The following is a 24,276-nucleotide window of genomic DNA, read 5'->3' on the forward strand; positions in this document are numbered from 1 at the left end:
ATGCATAACAGCACCTGCTTAATAATTTAATATAAGCCTATTATATGAAAAGTTTATCTACTTCCTCTGAGTCGAAAAGAGAAAGGAGATAATTCTTTTCAGCTTTCTCCATCTTGCCGGCACTTTCATTATCTAAGTGAGTATAACCGAATAAATGGAATATGCCGTGAATAACGAGTCTTATCAAATAAACTTCGGAAGAAACATTACGTGAACGGGCACCCTCGGATAAAGATCGCCAGCATAATACTATTTCTCCCAACAGGTCAGAATCGCCTTCCGAAAAGTTATCATCATCTGAATAAGAGAAAGTAAGTATCTCCGCGGGGCCTTTTCTCTTTTTGTATTTCCGGTTAAGCAGAGCCATTTTCCTCTCGCCTGCAAGAATTAAATTCAAATATTTACCCTCAGGCATAAGATCACTTGAAATTCCTTTAAGAACTGGAGCTGCCCGGTAAAATTCACTACGCCCCGTCACCAGCGGGTGGCTCAGCATTGTTATTCTCATTTTTCTCTTTTTCCTCAGCCTCTTCCTCTTTCTGAGCGGGATAAGCGATCCGTTTATGGAAAATAGCAGTTAGTAATTTTATAAATCTCTCTTTTATCAAAGATATATCATTCATCGTCAATCCGCTGTAATCAAGCTGAGCTTCGCGCATCTTGTCATCAAAAATCTTATCAATAATCGCTGTAATCCTCTGAGCTGTCGGTTCTTCCAGAGATCTTGACGCGGCTTCGGATGAATCGGCGAGCATTATCAGAGCGTTCTCCTTGCTGCCCGGTTTGGGACCTTGATACCTGAAGTCATCTACATTGACACTGTCGTTGGAATCATACTCGAGGGCCTTATTGTAAAAATAGGTCATCACACTTGTTCCATGGTGTTCACGAATGGCATCTATGATAATATTCGGCAACTTCTCACTTTTTGCCAGCTGTACTCCCTCTTTTACATGTGATGCTAACACAAGAGCGCTCATAGAAGGGCTGAGCTTCTCATGTTTACTTATCATCTCACCTTTATTTTCGTAAAAATACTCCGGCTTCGCTAATTTACCGATATCATGGTAATAAGCCGCCACTCTCGCCAAAAGTCCGTTCGCGCCGACATCATCCGCTACACTCTCAACCATATTGGCAACCATCAGCGAATGTTGATAGGTGCCGGGAGCTTCCAGAATCATCCTCTTCATAACGGGACGGTTAAGATCACTCAACTCCATAAGAGTAAAATCGGTTGTGATGTCGAATATGGATTCAAAGAAAGGCATAAGGAACATAACTACCATCGTGCATACAAAACTGCTTATAATACCGAAAAGCATATTATACAGGAATGGCTGAGATTCCAGGTTATTAGTCAAACCGATACTTGTAGCACTGATAACATATGCGAGAGAAACATATATAAATACCTTGTAGAAATTCTTCCTTTGCCTCAGATTAGTCATGCTTATAATCGCGGCAGTTCCGGCGAAAAGAGAAGTAAGCACCGCGTTAACCGGTAAATCGGTATGGGTAGCGAGCATCAGAGACGCGAAGAGAGTAAATAAGAGAGCGGGCATATTTCCAAAGAAAGCGCTTATCATAAGTGACACGAACGCTACCGGTATAGCAAAATAATTAAACTGGGGCAGATTGATGATAATTGAAACTGAAAACATATAAAAAAGTATAATTATAAACCCCAGAGTCAGCCTGCCGGGCTGTTTTAAGACGCCTGGAGCAAAGCGGTAAAGAGCAAATCCAAAGATAACAAGCAGAACAGCTATCCTGAGAAATTTACCAAGAAAAAGAAGTTCTTTATCCATGGTTGAAGTATTCAGCTCAATTCTGGCTCTTTCTTCTTCCAATACTTTCAGAATTTCGATCTGTTTTTTGGTTATTTTATCATGCTTTGAAATAATTCTCTGATTCTTTAAAATCCGGAAGGACTTTGGTATACTTTCGAGCTTCGCGTTGCGGTTTGATCTTGTTTTTTCTCTGTCAAAAATCAAATTGGGTTCCAGAAAAGACCTTGTAATCTCGTAGAATATGGAAACCAGCTCACTATCGGTCCCAAAAATTGATTTTGCTTTATCAAAGATCAGCCCTTCAAGCTGAGCCTGACTTATAAGAGAATCGGCTCTTTTAAGTTTTTCAGTTTTATCTGTAATAACACTGATTTTAAAATAATTCCTTCTCCTGAGCGGAGAAGCATCGTTGATAATACCCTTCTCTAGTAAATCCTTTATCAAACTGATATTCTCGCGTTTCAGCGTGTTTCTCGTGCTCCTGTTCATCAATCGCATAAACAGTTCTTTTTCGATGCCTGGAATTACTCTCTTTACAAAATCCAAACGTTGACGGACGGTGAGACTGTCATTGCTTGCTGTCAAATCTAACTGCTCATAAAAATCATTCAGGTCACCTGTCAATCGAGTCGCCATACCCGGTATTTCGCGGTAAACCGGCGGGCAGCTCATTATCGCCTTTGCCTTGTTGCTTTCAAGCTCCCTTTCCGTGAACGGAACAGAAAAAGAGAAGGGAGCTATTACATCAACATCCGCGATATCTCCAGCCCTATACCTTACCTCTCTCGATTTTTTGGTCGGAGGAAACAGAAAAAGAGAAAGGACGAGAAAAAGAAGGGCAAGTATTACTGAAAGCTTTTTCCAGTCATTGAAAAAGTTTTTGATAGAATCAATTCTCAGATAACTTTTTACGCCGTTATTCCTGCCGGGCGTTGGTACATTAGTTTTCTTTTCAGCCATCCTCTGCTCCTGTCTCAGTACCAGTGCTATTATTTTCAGAGCGTTTTTCCTGTGAACCGGCCGAATTCACCTTTCCGCCGGATCGTTCAGAGCCTTGACCAAAAGTACTGAAAGCCCTGATTATCCTTCTTACCAGACTGTGCCTGACTACATCTTCTTCAGTGAAAAAGATAAATTTTACACCTTCAACTCCCCCGAGTATAGACTTTACCGTGACAAGTCCCGATCTGGAATAATCGCTTAGATCAATCTGAGTTATATCCCCGTTAACTATTGCTTTGGAATTCACCCCGAGTCTTGTAAGAAACATTTTCATCTGCATAACAGTACTGTTTTGTGCTTCGTCAAGTATGACAAAAGCATTATTGAAAGTTCTCCCCCTCATATAGGCCAGCGGAGCAATTTCTATAATATCATTTTCAATCATATGCTGCATCTTCTTTTTCCCGATCATGTAGCTGAAAGAGTCAAATATAGGTCTTAGATACGGATCGATCTTCTCCTGCAGGTCTCCGGGAAGAAACCCCAGACTTTCACCGGTCTCAACAACTGGTCTGGAAACAAATATTTTCCCGATGTCGCCTCTCTTAAGAGCGGCAAGAGCCGAAGCTATAGCTAGAAAAGTCTTTCCAGTTCCCGCGGGACCGATCGCGAATACAACATCAAATTCCTCTATCGCTTCAATATATCGTTTCTGCTTTATACTCCTCGGTACAATACCTTTTCTCTTCCTTGGAGAATAGAAGACAACTGATTTTTCAAGCTGGTTTATTCTGGCTGAAACCTTTTTGCCGCCGTTAATAATATCCTCCACATCCTCTCTGGAGAGCTTCCGTCCATCCCGCGCGAGACTTATAAGAGTTTCAAAGACAGCTGTTAATCTGTCTATCTTTTCATCGTCACCCGTTAAAGTAATATCACCGCCCCGGACGATTATTGTTCCTGGAAAACGCTCTTCCAGAAACCTCAGGTTGACATCTTTCACTCCCAGCAGATTAACCATATCTATACCGTCGGCCGAGAGTATCCGTTTCTTGATTCTTTCTTTCAAACCTTAACCCCTATATTAACACAAAACTCCCGGCTCAATGACAGTGAACCAAGAGTTAAACAATTTTATTTAATAAATATATTCTTTTTCACTCAATTGATGGTTCTTCCCTTGGTATAACAAATTCCTGGTCTGGGAAGATCAAATCAGGGTTTTCTATTTTATCCCTGTTTGCTTCGTATATTACGGGCCATTTACGATAATTATCATAAATTTCCCAGTAACCGGCGATTTTGGCTAACCACTCATCCCTGGCGACTACATGTTTCCGTGGCCATACTCTCGGAATATCAAGTGTCCACCCGGCAAGAACCCAGTTGGGATCTTCAATCAAATCAAAATTCTGTCTCCAGATCCTTGTCCATTTCAAAGGGTCTCCGTAAATTTCTTCATAAGAAGCGAGGGTCCATAAACATTCGCCATATTCAAGTTCCCATTTCTTCGGAAGGGAAGCCAGTTTCTGCAGCTGCTTTGTATATTCCTCAAATTCAACATTTAATCTGGAATATCTGCTCCGTTTTTCTCTTAATTCCTTCTTCATATTCTCTATATTATTCTTGTTCTCGGCAAGTTGATTTTTGTTTTCTTCAAGGTTACCCTGAAGCCGCATCAGTTCATCCGATAACTCCCTGCAATATTCTTCCCTGTCTTCATCTGAAAGTTTCTGATATTCACCCTCTTCTTCATAGTATTCGCCTTTTGTTATATCTATCGGTCTTGGCTTATAACTACTACAGCCTATACTGAAAATAAGAACAAATATTACGGGCAATATTAAAAAAGTGCTGAATACCGATTTATTCAACATATAGTAACTCCCTCGAATTTCATTTCTCCACTACTCCAGACCGCTACCCTTTCGCAGTTCATTAATCCTTCTCTTAAGTTTTTCCGGTTTTCCTTCAAGATTCGATATCTTACTGTCAACTTCCGCGATATCCTCTTCCAGCTTCTTTACTTGTTCACCGGTCTTAGCAACATCTTCCTTACATATTACGAGTTCAAGTCTCGTTTCATCGAGTGTAACCAGATCTGTTTTACAATAGGGGGCGGGTTTACAGGAAACAATAAAAACCAGTGAGGAAGCTAACAATATGAATAATATGAAGGTTTTAATAATCAATTTCATAACTTGTATTCCTTCTTCCGGTTATCCGTACAAGTAAATCAAGGTTACATTAATATCGAAACGAGCTGTTGTCAAGCAAAAACCATCCCCGTAAATATCTAATTTTTGGCAAAAGACGTGCCGGAAATTCCGGAATTACTCACCGGTTCCTCTTTTAAGAAATCTAACGTGAAGCTCCCTTAAAACTTCCTTTTCCACACTTGAAGGAGCTCCGTCCATCAGGGAAACGGCATTCTGTGTTTTAGGAAAAGCGATATAATCCCTTATCGAATTGCCTTCTCCCATAATCATAGCGAGGCGGTCAAGACCCAAAGCAATACCTCCGTGAGGCGGAGCGCCGAATTCGAAAGATTCCAGCAGGAAGCCGAACTTTTCCGCCGCGCTCTTTTTGTCAACGCCTACGATCGAAAGGAGCTTTTCCTGAAGCTTTCTTTTATGAACACGGATACTTCCCGATCCGAGTTCTATTCCATTACATACAAGATCGTAGAGATGCCCTCTAACCTTTAAGGGATTCTTGTCAAGAAACTCCATGTCTTCTTCGCGGGGCATAGAGAAAATATGATGAGCCGGTTCTATATCTCCTTCGGTGGATTCAAAAAAGATAGGGAAATTATTTACCCACGTAAAATTAAATTTATCCTTTTTACCTACGGGATTGCTTTGGCAAATCCTTTTTCTTAGGGCTCCGAGAGCCGCGGAAGATATTTCAGAGCTCCCCGCTACGAGCAGAAGCAGGGATTCGCGACCGCTATTCAAACCAAACTCTTTTTTAAGCTCTGAAATCTCCCCGTCAGACAAGAAATCCTCAACGGGAGATTCTACTCCGCCGTTAATTCTAATCCATACGAGTCCTTTCGCGCCATTTTCTCGAGCGTGTTTTTCAAGTTTCTTGATCTGGCTCTTTGACAAGCCGTATCCCGCTTCATAGGAAATTCCTCTGATCACTCCGGCTTCTTTTATAACAGAAGAAAACACCTTGAATTCTGTCGATTCGAATATTTCCGTACAATCGTGTATTCTGAAACCGGCCCGGGTATCCGGTTTGTCAGTACCGAAATCGGCCATAGCGGTTTTGTAATCGATCTTCGGGAAAGGTGTATCGAGCTTAACCCCGCATACTTCGGAGAAGATTCTCTTCATAAGCCTTTCCGAGAGATCAATAATTTCATCTTCTGAAATAAAACTCATTTCTATATCTATCTGGGTATGCTCAGGCTGACGGTCCGCCCTTAAATCCTCATCCCGCAGGCATCTGGCAAGCTGAAAATATCCATCTACGCCCGAGACCATTAATATCTGTTTATAAAGCTGAGGGCTTTGCGGAAGAGCGTAGAATTTACCTTCGTGCAGTCTGCTTGGAACAAGATAATCACGGGCTCCTTCCGGAGTTCTTTTTACCAGCATCGGAGTTTCAATCTCGAGAAGTCCTTCTTCAGAGAGAAATTGCCTTACGGACATGGCAAGGTCATGGCGTAATCGCAGATTCTTCTGCATTGAATCCCGCCTGAGATCCAGATATCTGTACTTTAAACGTAGTTCAATATTGGCTTTTCCCTTATCGGACACGTTAAACGGGGGGGTTTCGCTCCTGTTGAATATTACAATGTCCGATATGTAAACTTCAACTTCACCAGTTTTCATATCTTCATTGATCATATCAGAGGGTCTATCGCGCACTCTTCCTTTACACCCTATCACATCTTCCGCTCTTAATGATTTTGAGATTCTATTAAGTTCGGGGTCACGCGAGTCAGTGACAAGCTGTATCAAGCCGGTCCTGTCCCACAAATCAACAAATGTGAGATCGCCAAATTCTCTCACCTTTTTTACCCAGCCGGCCAGAGTTACTTCTTTATCAACATCGTCGGACCTTATTTCTCCGCATCTATTCGTACGTCTCCATTCTTTGCTTACATGGTCAATGCTCGGCTCACTCAATTCCCGTCTCTCCCTTCTCGCTGAAATATGAAACAAGCTTTTCAAAAGGAACAGTTACCTGATTCCCCGATTTCATATCTTTCAACGCGGCCTCTTTATCTGAAATTTCCTTTTGCCCGACAAAAACGGCAAAATCATCCCCTCGTCCGGAAGCGCTTTTAAGCTGCTTTTTAACACTGCGCATAGAGAGATCAACATAAGCTGGAAAACCGGCGGATCTCAACCTGTCGGCCAGAATCATAGCCTGAAGACTGCATTCTTCATCAAAGACAATAAAATAGGCGCCGGGCGGTCCGGGTTTTTCGTCGTCCAGTTCATTCGGCAAAATCTGCATCAAACGTTCCATGCCGGCTGAGAATCCAACAGCTGGGATAGAAACTCCGGCCAGCTCATCCGCGAGGCCGTCATATCTGCCTCCGCCGCACAAGGCGCTTTGCGCCCCGAGTTCAGGGTGAATAATTTCATACGCCGTCTTAGTATAATAATCAAGTCCTCTAACGAGTAAAGGGTCAAGAATATAATCAATACCCATCTGATCGAGAATCGCGCAAAGCTTATCAAAATGCTCTCCGCATTCCGCACACAAATGATCAGCTATTACGGGAAGCTTCTTCTTTACACTTTGACATTTCTTGCAGTCAAAAACACGGAATGGATTTTTATCCGCCCGCTTCAGACAATCATCGCACAACTCGCCTTTATACTCTTTAAGTTTCTCCTCGAGAAGATTCATGAACTTCCCCCGGCATTTCATACAGCCGACACTGTTTAATTTTACCTTCAGAGAAGAGAATCCGAACTCTCTGTATATATCCAGACTCAGATTGATAATCTCCGCGTCTAACGCGGGATTGGATGAACCTATAACCTCTGCTCCGATCTGATGAAATTGACGGTACCTCCCCGCCTGGGGTCTGTCATACCTGAACATAGGCCCTATATAATACAACCTGTTTATACCACCCTGCCTCTGCAAACCGTTTTCGAGATAAGCTCTCATGACCGGAGCTGTATTTTCAGGCCTGAGAGTCAAACTCCTCCCCTTTTTATCGTTAAAGATATACATTTCTTTCGTTACGATATCCGATGATTCGCCAACCGTTCTTACAAAGAGATCAGACATTTCAAAGATAGGCGTTCTGATTTCACTGTAACCGTACCTGCGAAGTATCCCCGTGACACGTTCTTCCACACTGCTCCATTTTTCCATATATTTTCCAAGGAGATCCTGCGTACCTCTCGGTTTTTTTAATTTCATAATTCCTTTCTCTTCTTCATTGTATTTCTTCTTACAATATAATAAACAACAGTTCCTGTTATAATACCTGAAATGTCCGCAATCAAATCAAAAAAACTCGCGTCGCGTCCGGGAACAAAACTCTGATAAAATTCATCCATTAGAGCGATACTACCCGACCCAAGTATTACAATAAAGCCATACAACGTATTGTTGATATCCCATCTTTCATAAATCAATCCGCGGTAAAACAGCAAAGCGAGTATTGAATATTCAAAGTAGTGTATTACTTTATCACTTCCGTCAGGTAAATGGATCCCTTCAGTAGATACATCCTGGATTGAGGATAACCCGAATATCAACAGAATCCAGATTAGCAGAGGAAACCAGCATTTAAGCAACTTCACTTAACAATCCTTCCGGAGCAAGATTCAACTCCCGTATCGGCCGGGAACACTAAATAAACTATTTTTAATATCTCCTTTTTCCAGCGAGAACGCAACAAGCGGAAAGTAAAAGAGCCGATTCTGAAGCTGTCGCCCCGGTGTCATTTTTTAGTAATATCATTATTATCAATTCCTTAATCCTCATCTCCGAAGGCGGTTGAGTCGGGTAATACAGTCACACTGAATGTGTCAACATCCAGCCGGTAGCGGAGAATCCGATCGGGAACTATGACTTCGGGTTTAACAGTGTATGTGCCTGTGGTAACGGAATTTATATTAAGAATAATAGAAATGTCAGAAGGAACAATCTCGTCGACAAACTCCTCGCGCCCTTCAACTGTAATAGACGCGGCGGGAGGTGAACATTTTATCTCGAGGTTCCGATTATCCATTAGAATTGTAGGTGGAATATTGGCGATTTTTCTTGATTTAAGCTTACATATTTCAAGTTCGACAAGAACCTTTTCCGGCTCCACCGTAATTTTGTAATCTTGCGCGTGTAAATCCACAAGTTCCTTGACGACGCCGGTTCTGTTCCTTATATCGATCTCATTAGTGGATAAAAAATGAATCTCTTCCACGATCGTCGAAGCACCCCTTATTAATACCTTTTCAGGGATAATAACCGGATCCCCGGCGATAAATCTATCTTCGGTTATTTCACCGTTATACGCTAACCTGACGGGAACATCCTTTGCCAGAACCTTCTGAAGATTTAACTCAACGAATTTGGGATTATCAACCGATAGATTTATGCGGCTTATATCTTCCGAAGTTTCTATTATATTTGAGGAAAGGGGTATATTGATCCATCCTTTCCTCACAGAAGGAAGATCCACAACACCTTTAATATTCCCGAAAAATCTCAATTTTATCAATTTGGCTCTTTTTTCATTTATAGTTATTTCCACAAAATCAGGAATATCGTTTACTACGACAAAACTATCCGGTATACCGGCAAGCTCCAGAGGCACATTGAAAGTCTGTTCCTCAATATTTTGAGCGGTAACGTGAATCCAGATAAAGATCGCTAAAATTACAGATATAATCTTTGCCTGGTAGCTGTATTTAAATAGCCTGATAAGTTTCTTTGTGTTCAATTATGCTCTAACTCCTTCCCGCTAATCCGAAGTTTCTGATCCGGACGAATAATCGAATTCTCATCAAGATTATTAAGAGCGCGGAGCTTTTCTACCGGCAGGCCATATTCGCGGGAGATGCTCCAGAGGGTTTCTCCCCTTTTAACAATATGCTCAATATAACTCTTCTCACGTATAACTATATAGGGTGGAACATTTGATCTGAGGAAGGAGATTACACCTTCTCCGATTGAAAAAGCGATTTCTCTTAGAACACTTCTCTTTCGAAGCAATTTCACATCTCCGTAATTCGATAGAAAAGCTGATTCTACAAGAATTGAAGGCATAGCTATTGATCTTAAAACAACAAAATTCGCCTGTTTAACATTCCTGAATGGTAAAGAGCTTACTCGTTTCATCTTTTCCGCCACACATTCCGCCAGAATAGAACTCTTCTCCAATACATCATTCTTCGTAAGGTCAAGCAGAATTGACTGCACATCATCCTCGAGATAATTATTCCTGTTCCCGAGCTCAAGCAGAAAGTTTTCTCTTTCAGCAACTGCCTGCGCGTTTTTATCCGTAGCTCCGTCGAGTGACAGGAAATAGATTTCGGAACCGCGCGCCCGGCTGTGGTGGTAAGCGTTCAGATGTATACTTACAAAACAATCTCCGCCGTGGCTTCTGGCAATTTCTATTCTCTTGCCCAACGCGACATTATAATCTCCCTCTCTTGTCAATATCGCTTTAAATCCCTTGGTTCTATTGATGAATCCGGCAAGGAATTTAGAGATTTCGAGTACAATATCCTTTTCCTTGTCTCCATACTTTGAACAAGCACCCGGCTGACTGCCTCCGTGTCCGGGATCAATTATAACAATTCTGTCTCCGCTGGCAGCAATCCGGTTTACTTTATCCTTTTTCCTTTTAATCTCCTCGTTTGAAAAGGATTTCTCGAGATCGAAGACTATCCTGTGCGGATGGTTCTTGAACGGTTTTAGCGCGAAATGATTATACCCCGTCTTTCCAGGCAGATCAAAAACAACCTGAGCGCCGGAACGAAGCCGGTTTAGCCTTATCCTGTCTACTGCCCTGTCCTCAACCTCGATATCCTTTAATCCTGAGGAAAATTTGCTGCCCGGAATATCAATCGCTATTCTGTGGGGACCGGTGAGTTCTCTAACTCTGTATGTCGATTCGCCGCTCATATCCAGGACTATTCTTATATGGTCGGGGGCTGTCCAGTAACGAATTTTTCTAACTTCTAGATTGCGGGAAAGGAGAGGGGGAACCGAAGAATCAGCGTGCGGGGGAAAAAAAGCGCACAATATCACAAAGATAAAGAACACCTTATTCAGCTTGAGATCCATGATAATTACATAGTCCTTCAAACAACAATTTACGAAGAGTTTATTTGCTTCCCGTATGGTATACAAGAAAAATCGAAATAATATTTTAATATTTAAAGGGCCAGCTATTCAAAATAGGAATCCTCGGGAATAATATAATTAAGGGGATTTCTATTTGTCCCCCTGAAAACAACCTCGTAATGAAGATGTGAGCTCGTTGATCTGCCCGTATTTCCTACAAGACCAATTACTTCACCTCTTTTTACGAGCTGCCCCCTCTCTACAAGCAGTTTTGATAAATGAGCGTATTTAGTTTCAAATCCAATCCGGTGATTAATCTCCACAACGAGTCCGAACCCACCGTTTTTTTCCGCCATTGTTACAACACCATCACCCGTGGCTTTTACAGGAGTGCCGTTTCTGGCACAGAAATCAACTCCCTCATGCGTACAAAGCCGTCCCGAGAAAGGATCCATCCTTGAACCAAAACCGCTTGAGACAAATCCTCCTTTAAGAGGACGTATACTCGGCGTACAATCTCTTACCTTCTTTTCTTTATTAAGAATAGCCGTTATTTTCTTATAATTTTCCAGCTCCAGTTTGGATTTACGGACCAGCTTGGCCAGTTTTTCCCTGCTTGAATCGGATAAAAACCCGTCACCGTTCCCCCTCCTATTCATACCCCTGTAATTAGGACCTCCTACACCTGCCTCCCAGACATCTTTTGACAACGGATCCATGCCGGCAAGCATCCTTACCCTGTTTTGGACTTCAAAATTCTTATCCATTCTCTTCTCAAGAGCTGTTACCCTTATACTGTATTGATTAAGCTTACCCTTAAGCCTCAAGTTACGGCTCCTCAAATCAGCTATTTCTGAATTCCTTCTGGCGGTGTCGGCATATTTTATACCTGAAGAAACAAATAGAACTGTAAGGGCTAGAAGAAAAACTATAGTAAATACAGCAAATCCCCTATGTATTCTTATCGTTTTTACCCCCGAATTTCCCCTTCGGAGATATAAAAATGTCAAATATTTATCCATAGTTTTAAAAAAGTGCCAAAAAAAAGTCTTTATTCCTTTAAATAAACTTAAGTTTGTTGAAAAACAGTGTCAATCATAAAAGTGCAAACAATATTCCAGTTATACCCACCATAAAGTAAAATACTTTCTTTCATATAAAGGAACGGACAGAGGTGACCTCTGCCCGTTTCTTTACAACATCAGCCAATAATCTTATTAATCTTCCACATACCCTTCAAGGTATTTACTGCGCGTAACGTGGCGTAGCCTGGTAATAGCTTTTTCCTTTATCTGACGGATTCTTTCTCTGGTAAGGTCCATCTTTCTGCCAATTTCCTCAAGGGTCAACGGTTCTTCTCCCGTAAGTCCGAAATACATTACAAGGATCTTTCTTTCTCTTTCCGTAAGTGTATCCAGGGTCTTACACATGTCTTTGCCCAATGAATTATCATAGGTCATTTTATCCGCTGATTCCTGATTATCATCCACGAGGTAATCAACAAGAGAATTCTCGTCAGGATCATTATTGAAAGAAGTATCAAGAGAAAGATGACTGTTCGCTATCTTCATCGTATTTCTGACTTCTTCAACAGGAAGATCAAGTTCCTCGGCTATTTCATCAACTTCCGGAGAACGGCCGAGTTGCTGATCAAGCTGTCTTGATACCTTCCCAATACGGTACAACGTTCCCGCTCTGTTAAGAGGCAATCTCACAATACGTGACTGCTCAGCCAGAGACTGCAGCATAGCCTGTCTTATCCACCACACCGCGTAGGATATAAATTTGAATCCACGGTTCTCATCAAATCTGTGAGCGGCTTTTATCAAACCGAGGTTTCCTTCATTGATAAGGTCGGCAAGGGAAAGACCCTGATTTACATACTGCTTAGCTATTGAAACAACAAAACGCAGATTAGCTTTGACCAGCTGATGAAGTGCTTCCTGATCTCCCTCTCTTATTTTTCTCGCCAGTCTCTTCTCATCTTCTCTCTTCAGCAAAGAAGTATTGTTGATTTCCTTAAGATACAAATCCAGACTTCTTTCCCCGAGATAATCCTTCTTTTTGTAGTACAATTAAATCTCCTTAGGTATAAAATCCTGATCATTTTTTTCTGTCTGATTTACCGGCTACTTACCCCTTCTTATCATCTTATCCCCAGAAATTTGTGTCTTAACTTTCTAACTGGTTCAGATAACTGAATAATTAGTTTATATAAGGTGGGATGTTATTCCGGCTTTACTTTCTCTAACTACCTACTCAAAGTTAAAAACATATTCCTGACACCATCGAAATCACAGTGTACACTAAGCCGCAGATTTTGTCAAGCCCCAATATCCAAAATTAAAGGTATTTAAAAGTGGACTGCAGCTTTTTAAAGTATATTATGTAAATAATCTTCTTTTTTTCTTGATATTACTCGATATTTCTTGTTAATGCTTACATCCCAGAAATAAATTGCCCACCTTCTGAAATAATCCGCCATTTATATTCATTCTATTTATTTTCAGATTCACCGGACTCATTTCCACCTATATCTTTTATATCCTGTATCTCCTTTTCCTTTTGTTTCAATTTATCTTCCAGATCAGAAATTTTTGAGACAAGGGAACGGACTTTCTCGTTGTCGGCGGTTTTATTTCCCCTGTGTCCTTCAACCGAAATGAGATGATATATTTCACCTCCAAGCTGAGACATCACATTCTCAATAGATCTGTTCAAACCGGTTATCTCAATTTTCCTCTTCCCAATCTTTGCCACCTCGTCGGTTTTATCATAAGCGGTCTCATACCATTCTACAAAATTCTTCCTTACTTTGTTCCATAAAGAATCCATTTAAAATCTCCTTTCATAATAAAATTAAAGCACAGCTTGATTCATAATGTTGTTTTTACTTGATGTTTATTCTAAACTCTACCATATATCCAATATTATGTCACGCTCATTTAATGGAGGATATTCTATTGAGTGAACCTGTTTTTTTTATTTCTGACACACACCTCAGGTATCACAATACCGGAGAAAAGGAAAAAATAAAAAAAAGAAAACTCTTCAAATTTTTCAAGGAAATAAGAGGAGCTTCCAGACTCTATCTTGTAGGTGATATCTTTGATTTCTGGTTTGAATATAAAAGCTGCATTCCAAAATTTTACATGGATATTCTATACAATCTCAGAATGCTCCAGGAATCAGGAACTTCAATTTATATAACAGGAGGAAATCATGATTTCTGGCTCGGTTCCTTTATAGAAGAAGAGATGGGACTCAAGATTCTTCCGCAAATATCCACTCACAAGGTTCAGGGACGAATCATTACAATAACTCACGGAGACACACTGATGCCCGGTGATCATAAATACAAATTTTTAAAGAAAATAATCAGAGGACGTCTGGTGATAAAAGTAGCCGGGATAATTCCTCCGGGAATCCTTTATAAATTTGCCGGCTGGTTTTCATCGACAAGCAAGGATTTTACCGAAGGTAAAACAGAATACTGGGCAAACAGACTCGCCGATACTGCCGAAGATTCCTTCTTTAAATGGGGGAATGATTCGTTCATTATGGGTCATATACACAAACCGGTGGTAAAATATTTCGGAAACAGAATATTCGTTATTCTGGGTGACTGGGAAAATCACTTTTCCTATTTACGTCTTGAAAACGGTAAGTTTGCGGCCGGCAATTATAAAGGGGAGGGGAACACGTTAATCGAGAACCGGTGACTATTGCCCAGGTTGAAATCTATGGGCATGAACGCGTAGTCAAATCTCAGGCGGTCATAGACAACGCCAAATCCCATCGTCGCGCCTTGAGAATAATACCCGCTCTTATAACCAAACCTTACCGCCAGAGATTCCTTGTAGAAATATTCCATTCCCAGAAGAAGTTTCTCATCCGTATCGTTGGAGTAGAGAAAATCCCCGGAAAGAGTAACCTTGCCCTTCATCCACCTTTCTTCGGCTTCGTACGCCACTCCCAATCGTGTCTGAAATGGCGGATAAAACTTCTCCTCAACAAATTTCGCCTGCGGGCCCAGATTCAAGAGAGAAGCGGCGAATGTCATCCCTTCTATCCTGCTCCTGTGAATAACCCCTAAATCGACAGCCCATCCCGTCGCGGATTCAAAGTCTATTCTCTGGTAAAGAAGTTTGGCGGACATTCCAGCCGAGAGATCGGGCAGTATATCCCTGCCATAACCAACTGAAGCGCCCAGGTCGTATGGAGAAAAAGTTCCATCAGGGGCTACTGTGGGAAAATTGCCCCGTCTTTCGAGGTCCCCATAATAGAGACCCGTGAAATTGAACCCAACAGCGCCTCCAAACATCTCATTGGCAATACTTACCTGTTCGAAACGAATACCCATAAGCCATTCTGAATGGGTTACATTCAATTCAACTTTCTCTATACCGGCTAAACCCGCCGGGTTATAGTGCATCCCTGTCACGTCATCGGCTACTGCTGTGAAGGCTTCACCCATACCGCTGGCTCGGGCGCCGTTACCAAGTCTTAAGAAAAGAAAACCGCTTGTGCCGGGTTCGCCGGCTCTTAGAGTATGCGCGGAGAACAGCATTAGTATTACAGTTAGAGCAGCTTTTAACCGGATCATTTTCCCTCCCGTGTATATATAATAATCTAATCTATCAATTCAGCCTGTCAACTCATTAAATACGCTTCGCTGAATAAAAAAACACCCTGCTCAGCGCTTAAACAGGCACCGCCGGAGCCGGCACTATCTTACAACGGCAAATTTCTTCGCGTCACTCCAGCTCTCCCCGCCCGCTTTTATTTCCATATAACATATATATATTCCACTCACCAGACCTTCAACAGGAACACTTGCTTCAAATGGAACTCTATTCCCGCTTGAATAGGAGTGCGTCCTGTTTATTCTAAGAATTCTCTCACCTTCGATATTAAGAATATTAATTTCAACTTCAGCATGCGAAGAGATAGAAACGCGTACAGTCAGATTCTGTGATTCTACGGGATTCGGATAGCAGATAAAAGTCTCTTTATCAATTACTTCCTCCACTGTTAGAGAGGCTTCAGAAGCTGACTGCCTGGAGCTTCCTGAAATATCGTGACGGTAAAATGACCATCCTCTGTCATTGAAAAAATGATTGCCGGTATTGTAACAAACAGCGCTTGATTTACCTGAAACCGAATCGACGCTTACGCTATTAACACCTTCCACAAGATCTGTTCTTCCCGTAATAAATATGCTGAGATTATCTTCATCGTCCTTAAAGAAAGCCGGAGTTTCCAAGCCGGAGCCGGCCCCTGTAATCGGCCACCCCGCCAGGCGGTCAGAATCTGACTCATAAGCGTGGAGGTTCCCCGCGATATTGAAGATAACCTCGCATTCTCCGTCTCCATCTACATCTTCGATTAAGGGTTGAGAATATTCATCCTGTAAACAAGCGAATGCCGCCGCCTGGTCACCTATCGAAACAGGCCAGTCCCCTTTCAATACCCCAAACCCCGTAAAAAGAAAAAGATTTTCTCTGTCATGCGCCGCCGTTTCGAGGATGCCGTCTCCGTCAATATCTTCTAAGGAAGGCGTAGACATAACGTTATCGTTCTCATATAACTTTATCTGTCCCTTTACCGGACTGAAATATAATAGACCGGTTCCCGGTATGGAAACAACCAGTTCATCAGAACCGTCACCGTCAATATCCCCCGAGGAAGGGGTCAGCAAAGAACCTTCAGCAACCGGACAATGAAGTTCTCCGTATATATCAGTCGAAAAATCCCCGGCGCCGCCGAATCTTACAATACACACGTTTGCATTTGAACCGCTTCGCGTCAAACATAAAAAGCCCGGAGAACCGTTTACGTAAAAAGCGGTTGGGTTTGATATCAACTCTCCGCCGGCAAAAGCAGCTCTTAAGACTCCGTCGCCTATTTCATCACTGCCTTCAATATCAACTGATGAACCGACTATATTCATAAATACGCTGTCTTGATCTGAGGAGAGCACAAGCAACTCCTTTAATGTGTCGCCGTCAGCTTCCATCATCATAGGAAAAGAAATTATTGTATCTGGGATCTCAAGCGAATGTGATGTGGCATCGACATCAATATTAAAGGGGTTTCCAAGAGCGTCGAGGGCGTATAAATTACCTCCGCGGGAAACGGCGAATATTTCCATTATACCGTCGCCATCTATATCTGAGACGACTGGAGAAGTTTTCCATACCGCTCCGGGAAATTCGTTGAGTCTGGTTATTCTGTCTGTCCATCCAGCCGCTCCGGCATCGGAAATCAGATATACAAGTCCGGTATCGGCAGTAACGATCATATCTATTCCGCCGGACAAATTTACGTCAGCTGGGATCGGAGAATGGCCCCGGACCAAACCTTCAAACTCTACTGATTCTCCATTAAATAAATGCCCGAATGAGAGCAGAAAATTCATTTTGTACCCTGTATCAGAAATATCAGTAATGTTAATTCCTGACTTAACTCCGAAATTTCCGTCTGATGAGGGTGTCGTGTTTTCACCGAAGCTGTCGTTGTTTCCCATTCTGAATGAGTCATAATGACTTCCGAAAGCATTAGTGCCGCCGGGGCGGTCCAAATCCTCTATGCCGTCGGCTTCTTCAAGGTCAACTCCCTTAAGCAATACGTTGTTATTTATATTAACTTCATTTAAAATGGCTTTTTGAATCATTCTTTCATCCACGTGCCATATCATCAGCCCGCTTCCGGTGTCATATTTCCTTACCTCTTGACCATATCTAATAACCTTAGTATAGGGATTAGTCTCGGGAGTCAGATAGAAATCAAACTCAGCATCCGTGAGTGTATCGGCATTCTGAGGAAATCCGTAAAGTGTTTCCCCCATAGCTATGATCCAATCAGTCGTATCGACGTCAGCAAAATCGAGAAATCCGTTAAAGTTCCTGTCATGAACCCTGTTTACGATCAAAAAGTACTCCGACGGGCTCAAATTCACCTTAACCATCTGTGTATCAACAGAGGGAATAGAATTAATGCTCTCGAGTTCCACTCTGCTGTCATCTTCTATTATAACGGGTTCGACCCAACCCATAAGATATCTGTTAAAAGCGGACGGAAACGCGGGCACAAAACCGAGCCCATTATAAAGACCATAGGACATCAGCCCGAAATTTCCTATACCCTGTGAATCAGGATAACCTGAAGGTGTTGAATCATAGAGGGGTACTAATCCAAGTCGTTTGGCAAACTGATAGGCATATATTCCGAGAGATCCGAATGTATAACCATCCTGAGAAGATTCTTCCGGGAGTATAAGTAGATTATCAATGTAAAAACCGCCTCCGACCCCGGGGTCATCCGTAGGGATACCGGGCGCGTCAAGAGTGTCCATGGCAACTTCTTCCATCTCTTCCGGATCTATGAATCCCGACCATAATTGTGACGGAGAATCTCCAAAAATATCTGTCTCCCGGCCGGGCCCCGCGTGGATAAGAGCAAAGGCGTCATAAATCGAAAAATCTATCTCTGAGTCAGTAGAATCAACTGCCTCTATCATCATTTCAACCATCTTTGACGCCCAGGCCTGATCATCTCCGCCGTAGTATTCCTCAGGCCGGCTGAGCTGAATTACTTCGCCTCTCAAATCGCAGTCAAGCTTGAAAAGGCCTCGGGAGGCGCCATGATAATATTCTTTTAAATGCCTGAGTTCGTTCGCGAAATAGAGAGAATCATGCGCGGCAACCGTCTCGGAGCCAGTATCGAAATCGCTGCCCGGGAAAGAAACCATAATTGCAAGCAAGCGCAGTGAATCCGCGGATCCTGTAACGCCTTCTGCCAATTTTCTAATTGACTGCTTCTGAAAATACCCGAGTCCGGCGGAAGAGACCATGCGGCCTTCCGGCAGGGGCGTCTGATCAGCCTTCAAGGTAAAGTCCGGATAAAAGAAACTCAGGCACAGCAAGACAATTACAGATGATAATTTATTCCAAGATTTCATAGTAGACAAATAATAACCAAGAACAGGCAGGATAACAAGAAAAGATAAAGGGAAGAATAGAACTCTGATGCCGCCCCTGTTCGACAATACCATAGTTTATTCTTCCCTTTGGTCGACCTTCAGGATAACAAAACCCTAATTGCGTCAGCTATTAATCAGGTGTTTCGTATTACAGGATTAAATCTCATATCTCTGTTATCCTTGCTTCTCAACACTTGGGGGTTTGTCGACCTCTGCAAACACACCGGTTTTATCCAGTGCCGTAAAAAATTCTTTATCTATCTCCAGAAGAAGGGGTTATAATTAATCTCCCCTCATCAGACCTTCTTTCTATCAAACCGGGAACAGGAGCGGGAGAAAAATCGGTATTTCCTGGATCCGACTGATAAGCCCACCAGAATTCAACCCACTCAAACGCTGTCCTCTCTACATATAATTTTACGTAATGCGCTTCTTCTCCTGTCCTGATAACATAGAGATGGGACTCGATAATTTCAGCTCTACCCGAAGGAGACCACCCTTCTGTCGGAGCATAATTTATGAGGTCAAAATTATCCACGTACCCGTAGTCCTGAATACTATCGTTTACATTATCTACCATAAATTTCTGAATACCTTCTGCATCTTCCGCGACCCAGACATTGGTAGTAACAGAATCATAACGTTGAGCAGAATTACTGTTACTTGAAAAATCAAATCCGCTCGCATCCGGGTTAACTCCAGCTTCATAAAGCCTGATAAACCCCTCGTATCTTGGTGTAGCCGTCACAATATAACTGAATTCACTTTCGTTGTTTCCTTCATCAAAGGCAATTACTCCGTAGTAAAACTGCTCCCCGTTTATGGGTTCTTCATATTCGTAATTGTACTCGTAAGGATCGGGATTTTCGTCATCTATAGAGCCTATTCTTATATATTCCCCGTAGAGGGAATCCCCCCGGTATATATCATAACCCGCTATATCACTCTCCGGGTTTGGAGCCCACCATATTATTACATAACCATCCCTGTTATCGGCGTCTATTCCGCGTGGTGGAGAAGGGGGGCAATCCGTTGGAACTTCTACTATTTTCTCCTCTTCATCACAGGAGAGATTCAAGGCAACTAACAAAAAAATAAATATTGTGATGATATTCCTGATCTTCATAATACTCCTCTCATATCACTTATACTCTTACGCAACACATGTGCCATAAGGATGAAGGAAATAAAAAAAGGGCGAGCCAAAGATTTTATCCGTTCAAATGCCAGTTAAATATGCGGTTAGGGAAGTAAACTAATTGATTGTACTGAAATACGAATTGTGCCGCACCTTATTTCAGATCTTAAAGTGTCACTTCAATTAAACACAATCGTCCATTATAAAGGACATAATCAGTTCGATATTCTTTAAATAACAAATCTGGAAGGTCAGAATGGAATAAATAATGTCCCACAGCCACATGTAAATAACTGCAGGTTATTTCTCAAGAGAAAACATAAAATCTCTTAATAAGAATAGCTCTTTTTTAAGAAAAAATGTCAGAGGCAGGCCAGCAAGCACCGGAGGGGATGTCCATGCTTGCTATTTCAACGAAGGAATCTCGCCATTCCATCAAGTAACCATACCTCTGACTTATAATAATATTAAGCCGGATTTGCTTTGTCAAACTATTATTATTTCCCAAAATAGGATTATTACTGGAATTAGGGGAAAACCCCTACTTTATTAGTTAACAAAAAAATAGCTATGAACAAACCGGCAAGAGAACTGAAATCCATGCGGTGATAAAGAGACCCCACCTTATAAATCTATTATTTCATCCCCGCATACATCAGACCTCTTGCCGGTCCTAATTGGAGAAGCAAACCGAGCCGGAATTTTTCAGTTTACTTATCTATTTATTTATAAAACGCAATATCTGTTCCATGAATTAAAAATGACTGGCTTTTTCTTTGCAATGTAAGGTGTTGCCAAACAATTTGTTAAAGACGCCCCATTACAACGATTAATTAAAGCCCGTATAGCAATACTGAAATGTATAAAAATATTTTATTTCAGAAGTGGAAAACTCAGAACTCCAATTAAGAGTTGAGCTTATAGAATAAAATATTTTAGCATAGCAATAAATAAATTCAATGATCCGGTCCTTATACCATTTAAAGCTGGGGAAAGACTTTAGTTAGAGGGGAAAATATAGATTTTCTTATAAATAAAAGAGGGAAGAGCCCTTTAACCGGTTTTAGTTATCCCGTATTTACTTATTTTATTCAAGAGGGTGGGATAACTGATATCAAGAGCCCTGGAAACAGCTTTCCTGTTCCAGGAATAATTATCCAGAGATTTTGATATTACATCTCTTTCCAGAGCGGATATTTTTTCGGGAAGGGTTAACTCTATATCTTTCTCTTCAGGAACAAAAGATGAATCAAAAAGAAGTAAATCAGGTGTTATCCAGTTCCTTTCGTTAGCCAGTATTACGGAACGTTTTACCACCTTTTCCAGCTCACGGACATTACCGCCCCAATTGTAATTAAACATCTGTTGGTATGCTTCATCACTAAAACCGAAAAGGTCCTTCTTCATCAATTCTGTAAAGTAACTTAAATAATGTTCAGCAAGCAGTTTAATATCCTCAGGCCTTTCCCTCAACGGTGGAATTGTAAGGGGAAAGTCGTTGATCCTGTAATAAAAATCCTCCAGCATCTTCTGCCGCCTGCAGAGATTTAGAAGATCGACCTTCGATGCGAATATTAACCTTATATCAACATCACTCATCTTGTTACTGCCCACAGGTCTGATCTTTCTTGTATCAAGAAACTGCAGCAGTTTCCCCTGCAGAGAAACAGGCATCTTTCCGATTTCATCCAGAAATACAGTCCCGCCGTCAGCTTCTAAAAACAGGCCCTTCTTGTTCAGAACTGCGCCGGTGAACGCTCCCTTAACATGACCGAACAACTCACTTTCGAGGATATTCTCCGGCAGGGCCGCGCAATTGACATGCATATATTTAGAACCGCGCCTGTCACTAAGGTCATGAATAGCTTTAGCAATAAGCCCTTTACCCGTTCCCGTCTCGCCCATAAGTAAAACGGTTGAATCGGTACACGCTACCCGGTGAGCCATACTACAAACATTCAACATTTTTTCATTACGAGTAATAACAGTTTCAAATCTCCGGTTCTGCTTTATTTTATCTGATGATTCCTGAGTTCCTCCTCTGTTAATTACCCCTTTGAGAAGAAAACTGATAAAACCGGCGTATGTTGACACAACATCATATAAAGTCCCGACCCTGGGGATTCCTGAACTATCTTCCCCGGATTGAAAAAACAACAATCCGCCGCATTTTCCCTTCTTGACAATTGGATGGAAATACACGGGAGCAGTGGAATCCGGCAAAAGATCTCTTACCTTCGATATTCTCCTGTCATTCTCAATATCAGTTACCAGAAATTCTTCCACAGGATCATCAGGATCCCGGCTTAGAAACCAATTAGCGATCTTGGTCGTATTATTCTCGGAAATCCCGCGTCTTACAAGAACAAGAGGAGCACTGTTCCCTTCGGGGCTGTCAAAGAGAGTGACAAAACCATGATGCGCGGTCAATTTACTCATCAGATCATTAAGAATATGTTTTAGATATTCACCCAGATTAGAATCACTGGAGACTAGATTAGAAAGGTCCTCTCTACCAGTACTCCGGGAAATTTCAGAATCTGAGCTAACCGCGTTCTTTTCGACTTTCTTCCTGAAACGATTCAGCCGTCTTAGAAGGTTGCGGTCGCTTAATTCATCCGCCAGATGCCTAGTTTCATATATGTGAAGTAGACATTCATCCAAGCTGCCGAGGGAGTATTCTATTTTCGCGAGCAGAAAATGGCATTTGGCAGACTCCTGATATTCTTCAGCCCTGTCAAAATAGGAAAGTGATTCTTTGATAAATTTTCTCCCCATAATCATGGATTTTCTGTCGCCGTGACTAAATAGATATTTTCCAATAGCGTACCCCGATTTATGGGCTTCATAAGGATTGTTAACAGTTAAAAACACACGTATACTGGAATTGATATATTTCTTTGTTCTTTTTCTGTCTTTCAGCATCGCGTAAGCATCACCAATGGTTCTTTCTATAAATCCAAGCTCGTGGACTTCACTGCAATTATCGGCTATTCTCATAGCCTCTTTGCCTATAGATAAGACCTTGGCTGGATCTTTGAGCGCGAGGTGGACTCGCATTTGCCTTCTAAGCACTTCAGCAACAATATCACTTTCAGGAAGGATATCCCGAGCCTTTTCAAGAGCCCTTTCATAGTTCTCGTTTGCACCTTCATAGTCACCTTTGACAAACATATAATCGCCTAAAAATTCATCGGATAAAGCAAGCTCTCTCTTGTAATTCCGTTTTTCTGAAATGACTTGCGCTTCAAGAAGGTGTTTTTCAGCGGATAACAAATTGCCGGTTTTGACCTCTTTAACACCCAGCATGAGTGTGGCACGGACATACTTGAGATTATCACCGATTCTATTTGCCATTTCCCTCACCTTGGAGAAAGCAGTCTCAGCTTCGGCAAAATCCCTTTTTTTCAAATGCACAATACCAAGATTCAATCTTACGCGGATTTCACTACGGGACAACCCGCTTTCTTTACATATCCTGAGAGCCCTTGTTAAAAACTGCGTGGCTCTTCCCCAACGGCACGCGTTCTTATGAAATAATCCAAGATTATTAAGTACGTAAGATTCGCCTACAATGTCATTTATCCTCCTATAGGTGGAAAGAGCATCGAGGAAATACTTTTCAGCTTCAGCGCCCTTTCCTTTCCTGGAGAAACAATTAGCTATCAGCAGTTGTGTATGAGCTACTTCTCTATGCTCATCACTTATTCTCAATATCCTGTAGGCTTTCCACGCGTGTCTTAATGCCTTGTTGATTTCATTCTGTTCGTAATAAATTATGCCGCGGCGGCATAACAGAATACCCATTGAGATAACATCATCTTCTTTACGGTGAAGTTCGGCATCTTCAAGAAAAGCCATTGCTTCACTCAACATCCCTTTTCTTCTGTAACAATCGCTTATCTTGCGGTAAACACGCACATTACTGCTGGAATCGTTTTTAACGTTTTCCTGAAGAACCCTTGTGTAATATTCCAGAGCTACAGAATAATTCTCAGTTGAAAGATGCATATCCCCGAGTTCTTCGGCGGAACTTGTGCGCTGAAAATTCTTCTCGGGATCTTCTTTCCCATATCCATAACTATCATTACCTGAAGTGTCTTCCGACATCAACTTCTCCAATATCTCTCTAGAGTTCTGAGATTTTT

At 41.8% G+C, this 24,276-nt stretch carries 18 protein-coding genes; 1 reads left to right on the forward strand and 17 read right to left on the reverse strand.

All coding sequences use genetic code 11. The features are described 5' to 3' along the window. Window positions 1–40 precede the first annotated feature (40 nt). The 13 genes from ybeY to U5O15_06195 form a co-directional block, all read right to left on the reverse strand. Window positions 41–508 carry an rRNA maturation RNase YbeY gene (gene ybeY / locus U5O15_06135; GenBank protein MDZ7860231.1) on the reverse strand — a complete coding sequence of 156 codons (468 nt, stop codon included), beginning with the start codon at window positions 506–508 and terminating at the stop codon, window positions 41–43. Beyond that, window positions 465–2,753: an HDIG domain-containing protein gene (locus tag U5O15_06140; protein ID MDZ7860232.1), complete on the reverse strand. Its 2,289-nt coding sequence runs from the start codon at window positions 2,751–2,753 to the stop codon at window positions 465–467. Before U5O15_06140 ends, ybeY begins: the two co-directional genes overlap by 44 nt. Beyond that, on the reverse strand, window positions 2,746–3,804 hold the full coding sequence (locus U5O15_06145) for a PhoH family protein (GenBank protein ID MDZ7860233.1): 1,059 nt from the start codon (window positions 3,802–3,804) through the stop codon (window positions 2,746–2,748). Before U5O15_06145 ends, U5O15_06140 begins: the two co-directional genes overlap by 8 nt. Window positions 3,805–3,892: 88 nt before the next feature. Beyond that, window positions 3,893–4,612 (reverse strand): LysM peptidoglycan-binding domain-containing protein, encoded by a 720-nt coding sequence (locus tag U5O15_06150; protein MDZ7860234.1) that lies wholly within the window; start codon window positions 4,610–4,612, stop codon window positions 3,893–3,895. A gap of 30 nt (window positions 4,613–4,642) precedes the next feature. Beyond that, window positions 4,643–4,933, reverse strand: coding sequence for a hypothetical protein (locus U5O15_06155; GenBank protein MDZ7860235.1), 291 nt, complete (start codon window positions 4,931–4,933; stop codon window positions 4,643–4,645). 135 nt (window positions 4,934–5,068) lie between these two features. Then, window positions 5,069–6,874, reverse strand: coding sequence for an aspartate--tRNA ligase (gene aspS, locus U5O15_06160; protein MDZ7860236.1), 1,806 nt, complete (start codon window positions 6,872–6,874; stop codon window positions 5,069–5,071). Then, on the reverse strand, window positions 6,867–8,132 hold the full coding sequence (gene hisS, locus U5O15_06165; GenBank protein ID MDZ7860237.1) for a histidine--tRNA ligase: 1,266 nt from the start codon (window positions 8,130–8,132) through the stop codon (window positions 6,867–6,869). The genes aspS and hisS overlap by 8 nt, the downstream gene beginning before the upstream one ends. Further along, window positions 8,129–8,518, reverse strand: coding sequence for a VanZ family protein (locus tag U5O15_06170; GenBank protein ID MDZ7860238.1), 390 nt, complete (start codon window positions 8,516–8,518; stop codon window positions 8,129–8,131). The genes hisS and U5O15_06170 overlap by 4 nt, the downstream gene beginning before the upstream one ends. A gap of 173 nt (window positions 8,519–8,691) precedes the next feature. Further along, on the reverse strand, window positions 8,692–9,657 hold the full coding sequence (locus U5O15_06175; protein ID MDZ7860239.1) for a CdaR family protein: 966 nt from the start codon (window positions 9,655–9,657) through the stop codon (window positions 8,692–8,694). Beyond that, window positions 9,654–11,027: an N-acetylmuramoyl-L-alanine amidase gene (locus U5O15_06180; protein ID MDZ7860240.1), complete on the reverse strand. Its 1,374-nt coding sequence runs from the start codon at window positions 11,025–11,027 to the stop codon at window positions 9,654–9,656. Before U5O15_06180 ends, U5O15_06175 begins: the two co-directional genes overlap by 4 nt. Window positions 11,028–11,110: 83 nt before the next feature. Continuing rightward, on the reverse strand, window positions 11,111–12,028 hold the full coding sequence (locus U5O15_06185; GenBank protein MDZ7860241.1) for a M23 family metallopeptidase: 918 nt from the start codon (window positions 12,026–12,028) through the stop codon (window positions 11,111–11,113). Window positions 12,029–12,223: 195 nt separating this feature from the next. Next, window positions 12,224–13,081: an RNA polymerase sigma factor RpoD/SigA gene (locus U5O15_06190; GenBank protein ID MDZ7860242.1), complete on the reverse strand. Its 858-nt coding sequence runs from the start codon at window positions 13,079–13,081 to the stop codon at window positions 12,224–12,226. 421 nt (window positions 13,082–13,502) lie between these two features. Next, a complete protein-coding gene (locus tag U5O15_06195) occupies window positions 13,503–13,841 on the reverse strand; it encodes a hypothetical protein (protein ID MDZ7860243.1) in 339 nt (112 codons plus the stop codon). Between the two features lie 128 nt (window positions 13,842–13,969). Between U5O15_06195 and U5O15_06200 the strand changes: the two genes are divergently transcribed. Further along, entirely contained in the window at window positions 13,970–14,728 is a 759-nt protein-coding gene (locus U5O15_06200; protein ID MDZ7860244.1) for a UDP-2,3-diacylglucosamine diphosphatase, read from the forward strand. Here U5O15_06200 and U5O15_06205 read toward each other — a convergent pair. From U5O15_06205 to U5O15_06220, 4 genes are all read right to left on the reverse strand, one after another. Then, on the reverse strand, window positions 14,689–15,612 hold the full coding sequence (locus U5O15_06205) for a PorV/PorQ family protein (GenBank protein MDZ7860245.1): 924 nt from the start codon (window positions 15,610–15,612) through the stop codon (window positions 14,689–14,691). The genes U5O15_06200 and U5O15_06205 overlap by 40 nt on opposite strands. A gap of 123 nt (window positions 15,613–15,735) precedes the next feature. Then, a complete protein-coding gene (locus U5O15_06210; protein MDZ7860246.1) occupies window positions 15,736–19,062 on the reverse strand; it encodes a hypothetical protein in 3,327 nt (1,108 codons plus the stop codon). Window positions 19,063–19,243: 181 nt separating this feature from the next. Further along, window positions 19,244–20,116 (reverse strand): hypothetical protein, encoded by an 873-nt coding sequence (locus U5O15_06215; GenBank protein ID MDZ7860247.1) that lies wholly within the window; start codon window positions 20,114–20,116, stop codon window positions 19,244–19,246. Between the two features lie 1,065 nt (window positions 20,117–21,181). Next, on the reverse strand, window positions 21,182–24,238 hold the full coding sequence (locus U5O15_06220; GenBank protein MDZ7860248.1) for a sigma 54-interacting transcriptional regulator: 3,057 nt from the start codon (window positions 24,236–24,238) through the stop codon (window positions 21,182–21,184). Window positions 24,239–24,276 lie beyond the last annotated feature (38 nt).

It is taken from the genome of Candidatus Krumholzibacteriota bacterium (assembly GCA_034520215.1).
In the GTDB taxonomy this organism is placed as follows: Bacteria; Krumholzibacteriota; Krumholzibacteriia; order Krumholzibacteriales; family WJIX01; genus JAGHBT01.

Coding starts and splice junctions, on each gene's coding strand:
- U5O15_06215 (MDZ7860247.1), bottom strand. CDS start 20,116: ATGAAGATCAGGAATATCATCACAATATTTATTTTTTTGTTAGTTGCC.
- U5O15_06205 (MDZ7860245.1), bottom strand. CDS start 15,612: ATGATCCGGTTAAAAGCTGCTCTAACTGTAATACTAATGCTGTTCTCC.
- ybeY (MDZ7860231.1), bottom strand. CDS start 508: ATGAGAATAACAATGCTGAGCCACCCGCTGGTGACGGGGCGTAGTGAA.
- U5O15_06195 (MDZ7860243.1), bottom strand. CDS start 13,841: ATGGATTCTTTATGGAACAAAGTAAGGAAGAATTTTGTAGAATGGTAT.
- U5O15_06140 (MDZ7860232.1), bottom strand. CDS start 2,753: ATGGCTGAAAAGAAAACTAATGTACCAACGCCCGGCAGGAATAACGGC.
- U5O15_06185 (MDZ7860241.1), bottom strand. CDS start 12,028: ATGGATAAATATTTGACATTTTTATATCTCCGAAGGGGAAATTCGGGG.
- hisS (MDZ7860237.1), bottom strand. CDS start 8,132: ATGAAATTAAAAAAACCGAGAGGTACGCAGGATCTCCTTGGAAAATAT.
- U5O15_06210 (MDZ7860246.1), bottom strand. CDS start 19,062: ATGGTATTGTCGAACAGGGGCGGCATCAGAGTTCTATTCTTCCCTTTA.
- U5O15_06155 (MDZ7860235.1), bottom strand. CDS start 4,933: ATGAAATTGATTATTAAAACCTTCATATTATTCATATTGTTAGCTTCC.
- U5O15_06150 (MDZ7860234.1), bottom strand. CDS start 4,612: ATGTTGAATAAATCGGTATTCAGCACTTTTTTAATATTGCCCGTAATA.
- U5O15_06220 (MDZ7860248.1), bottom strand. CDS start 24,238: ATGTCGGAAGACACTTCAGGTAATGATAGTTATGGATATGGGAAAGAA.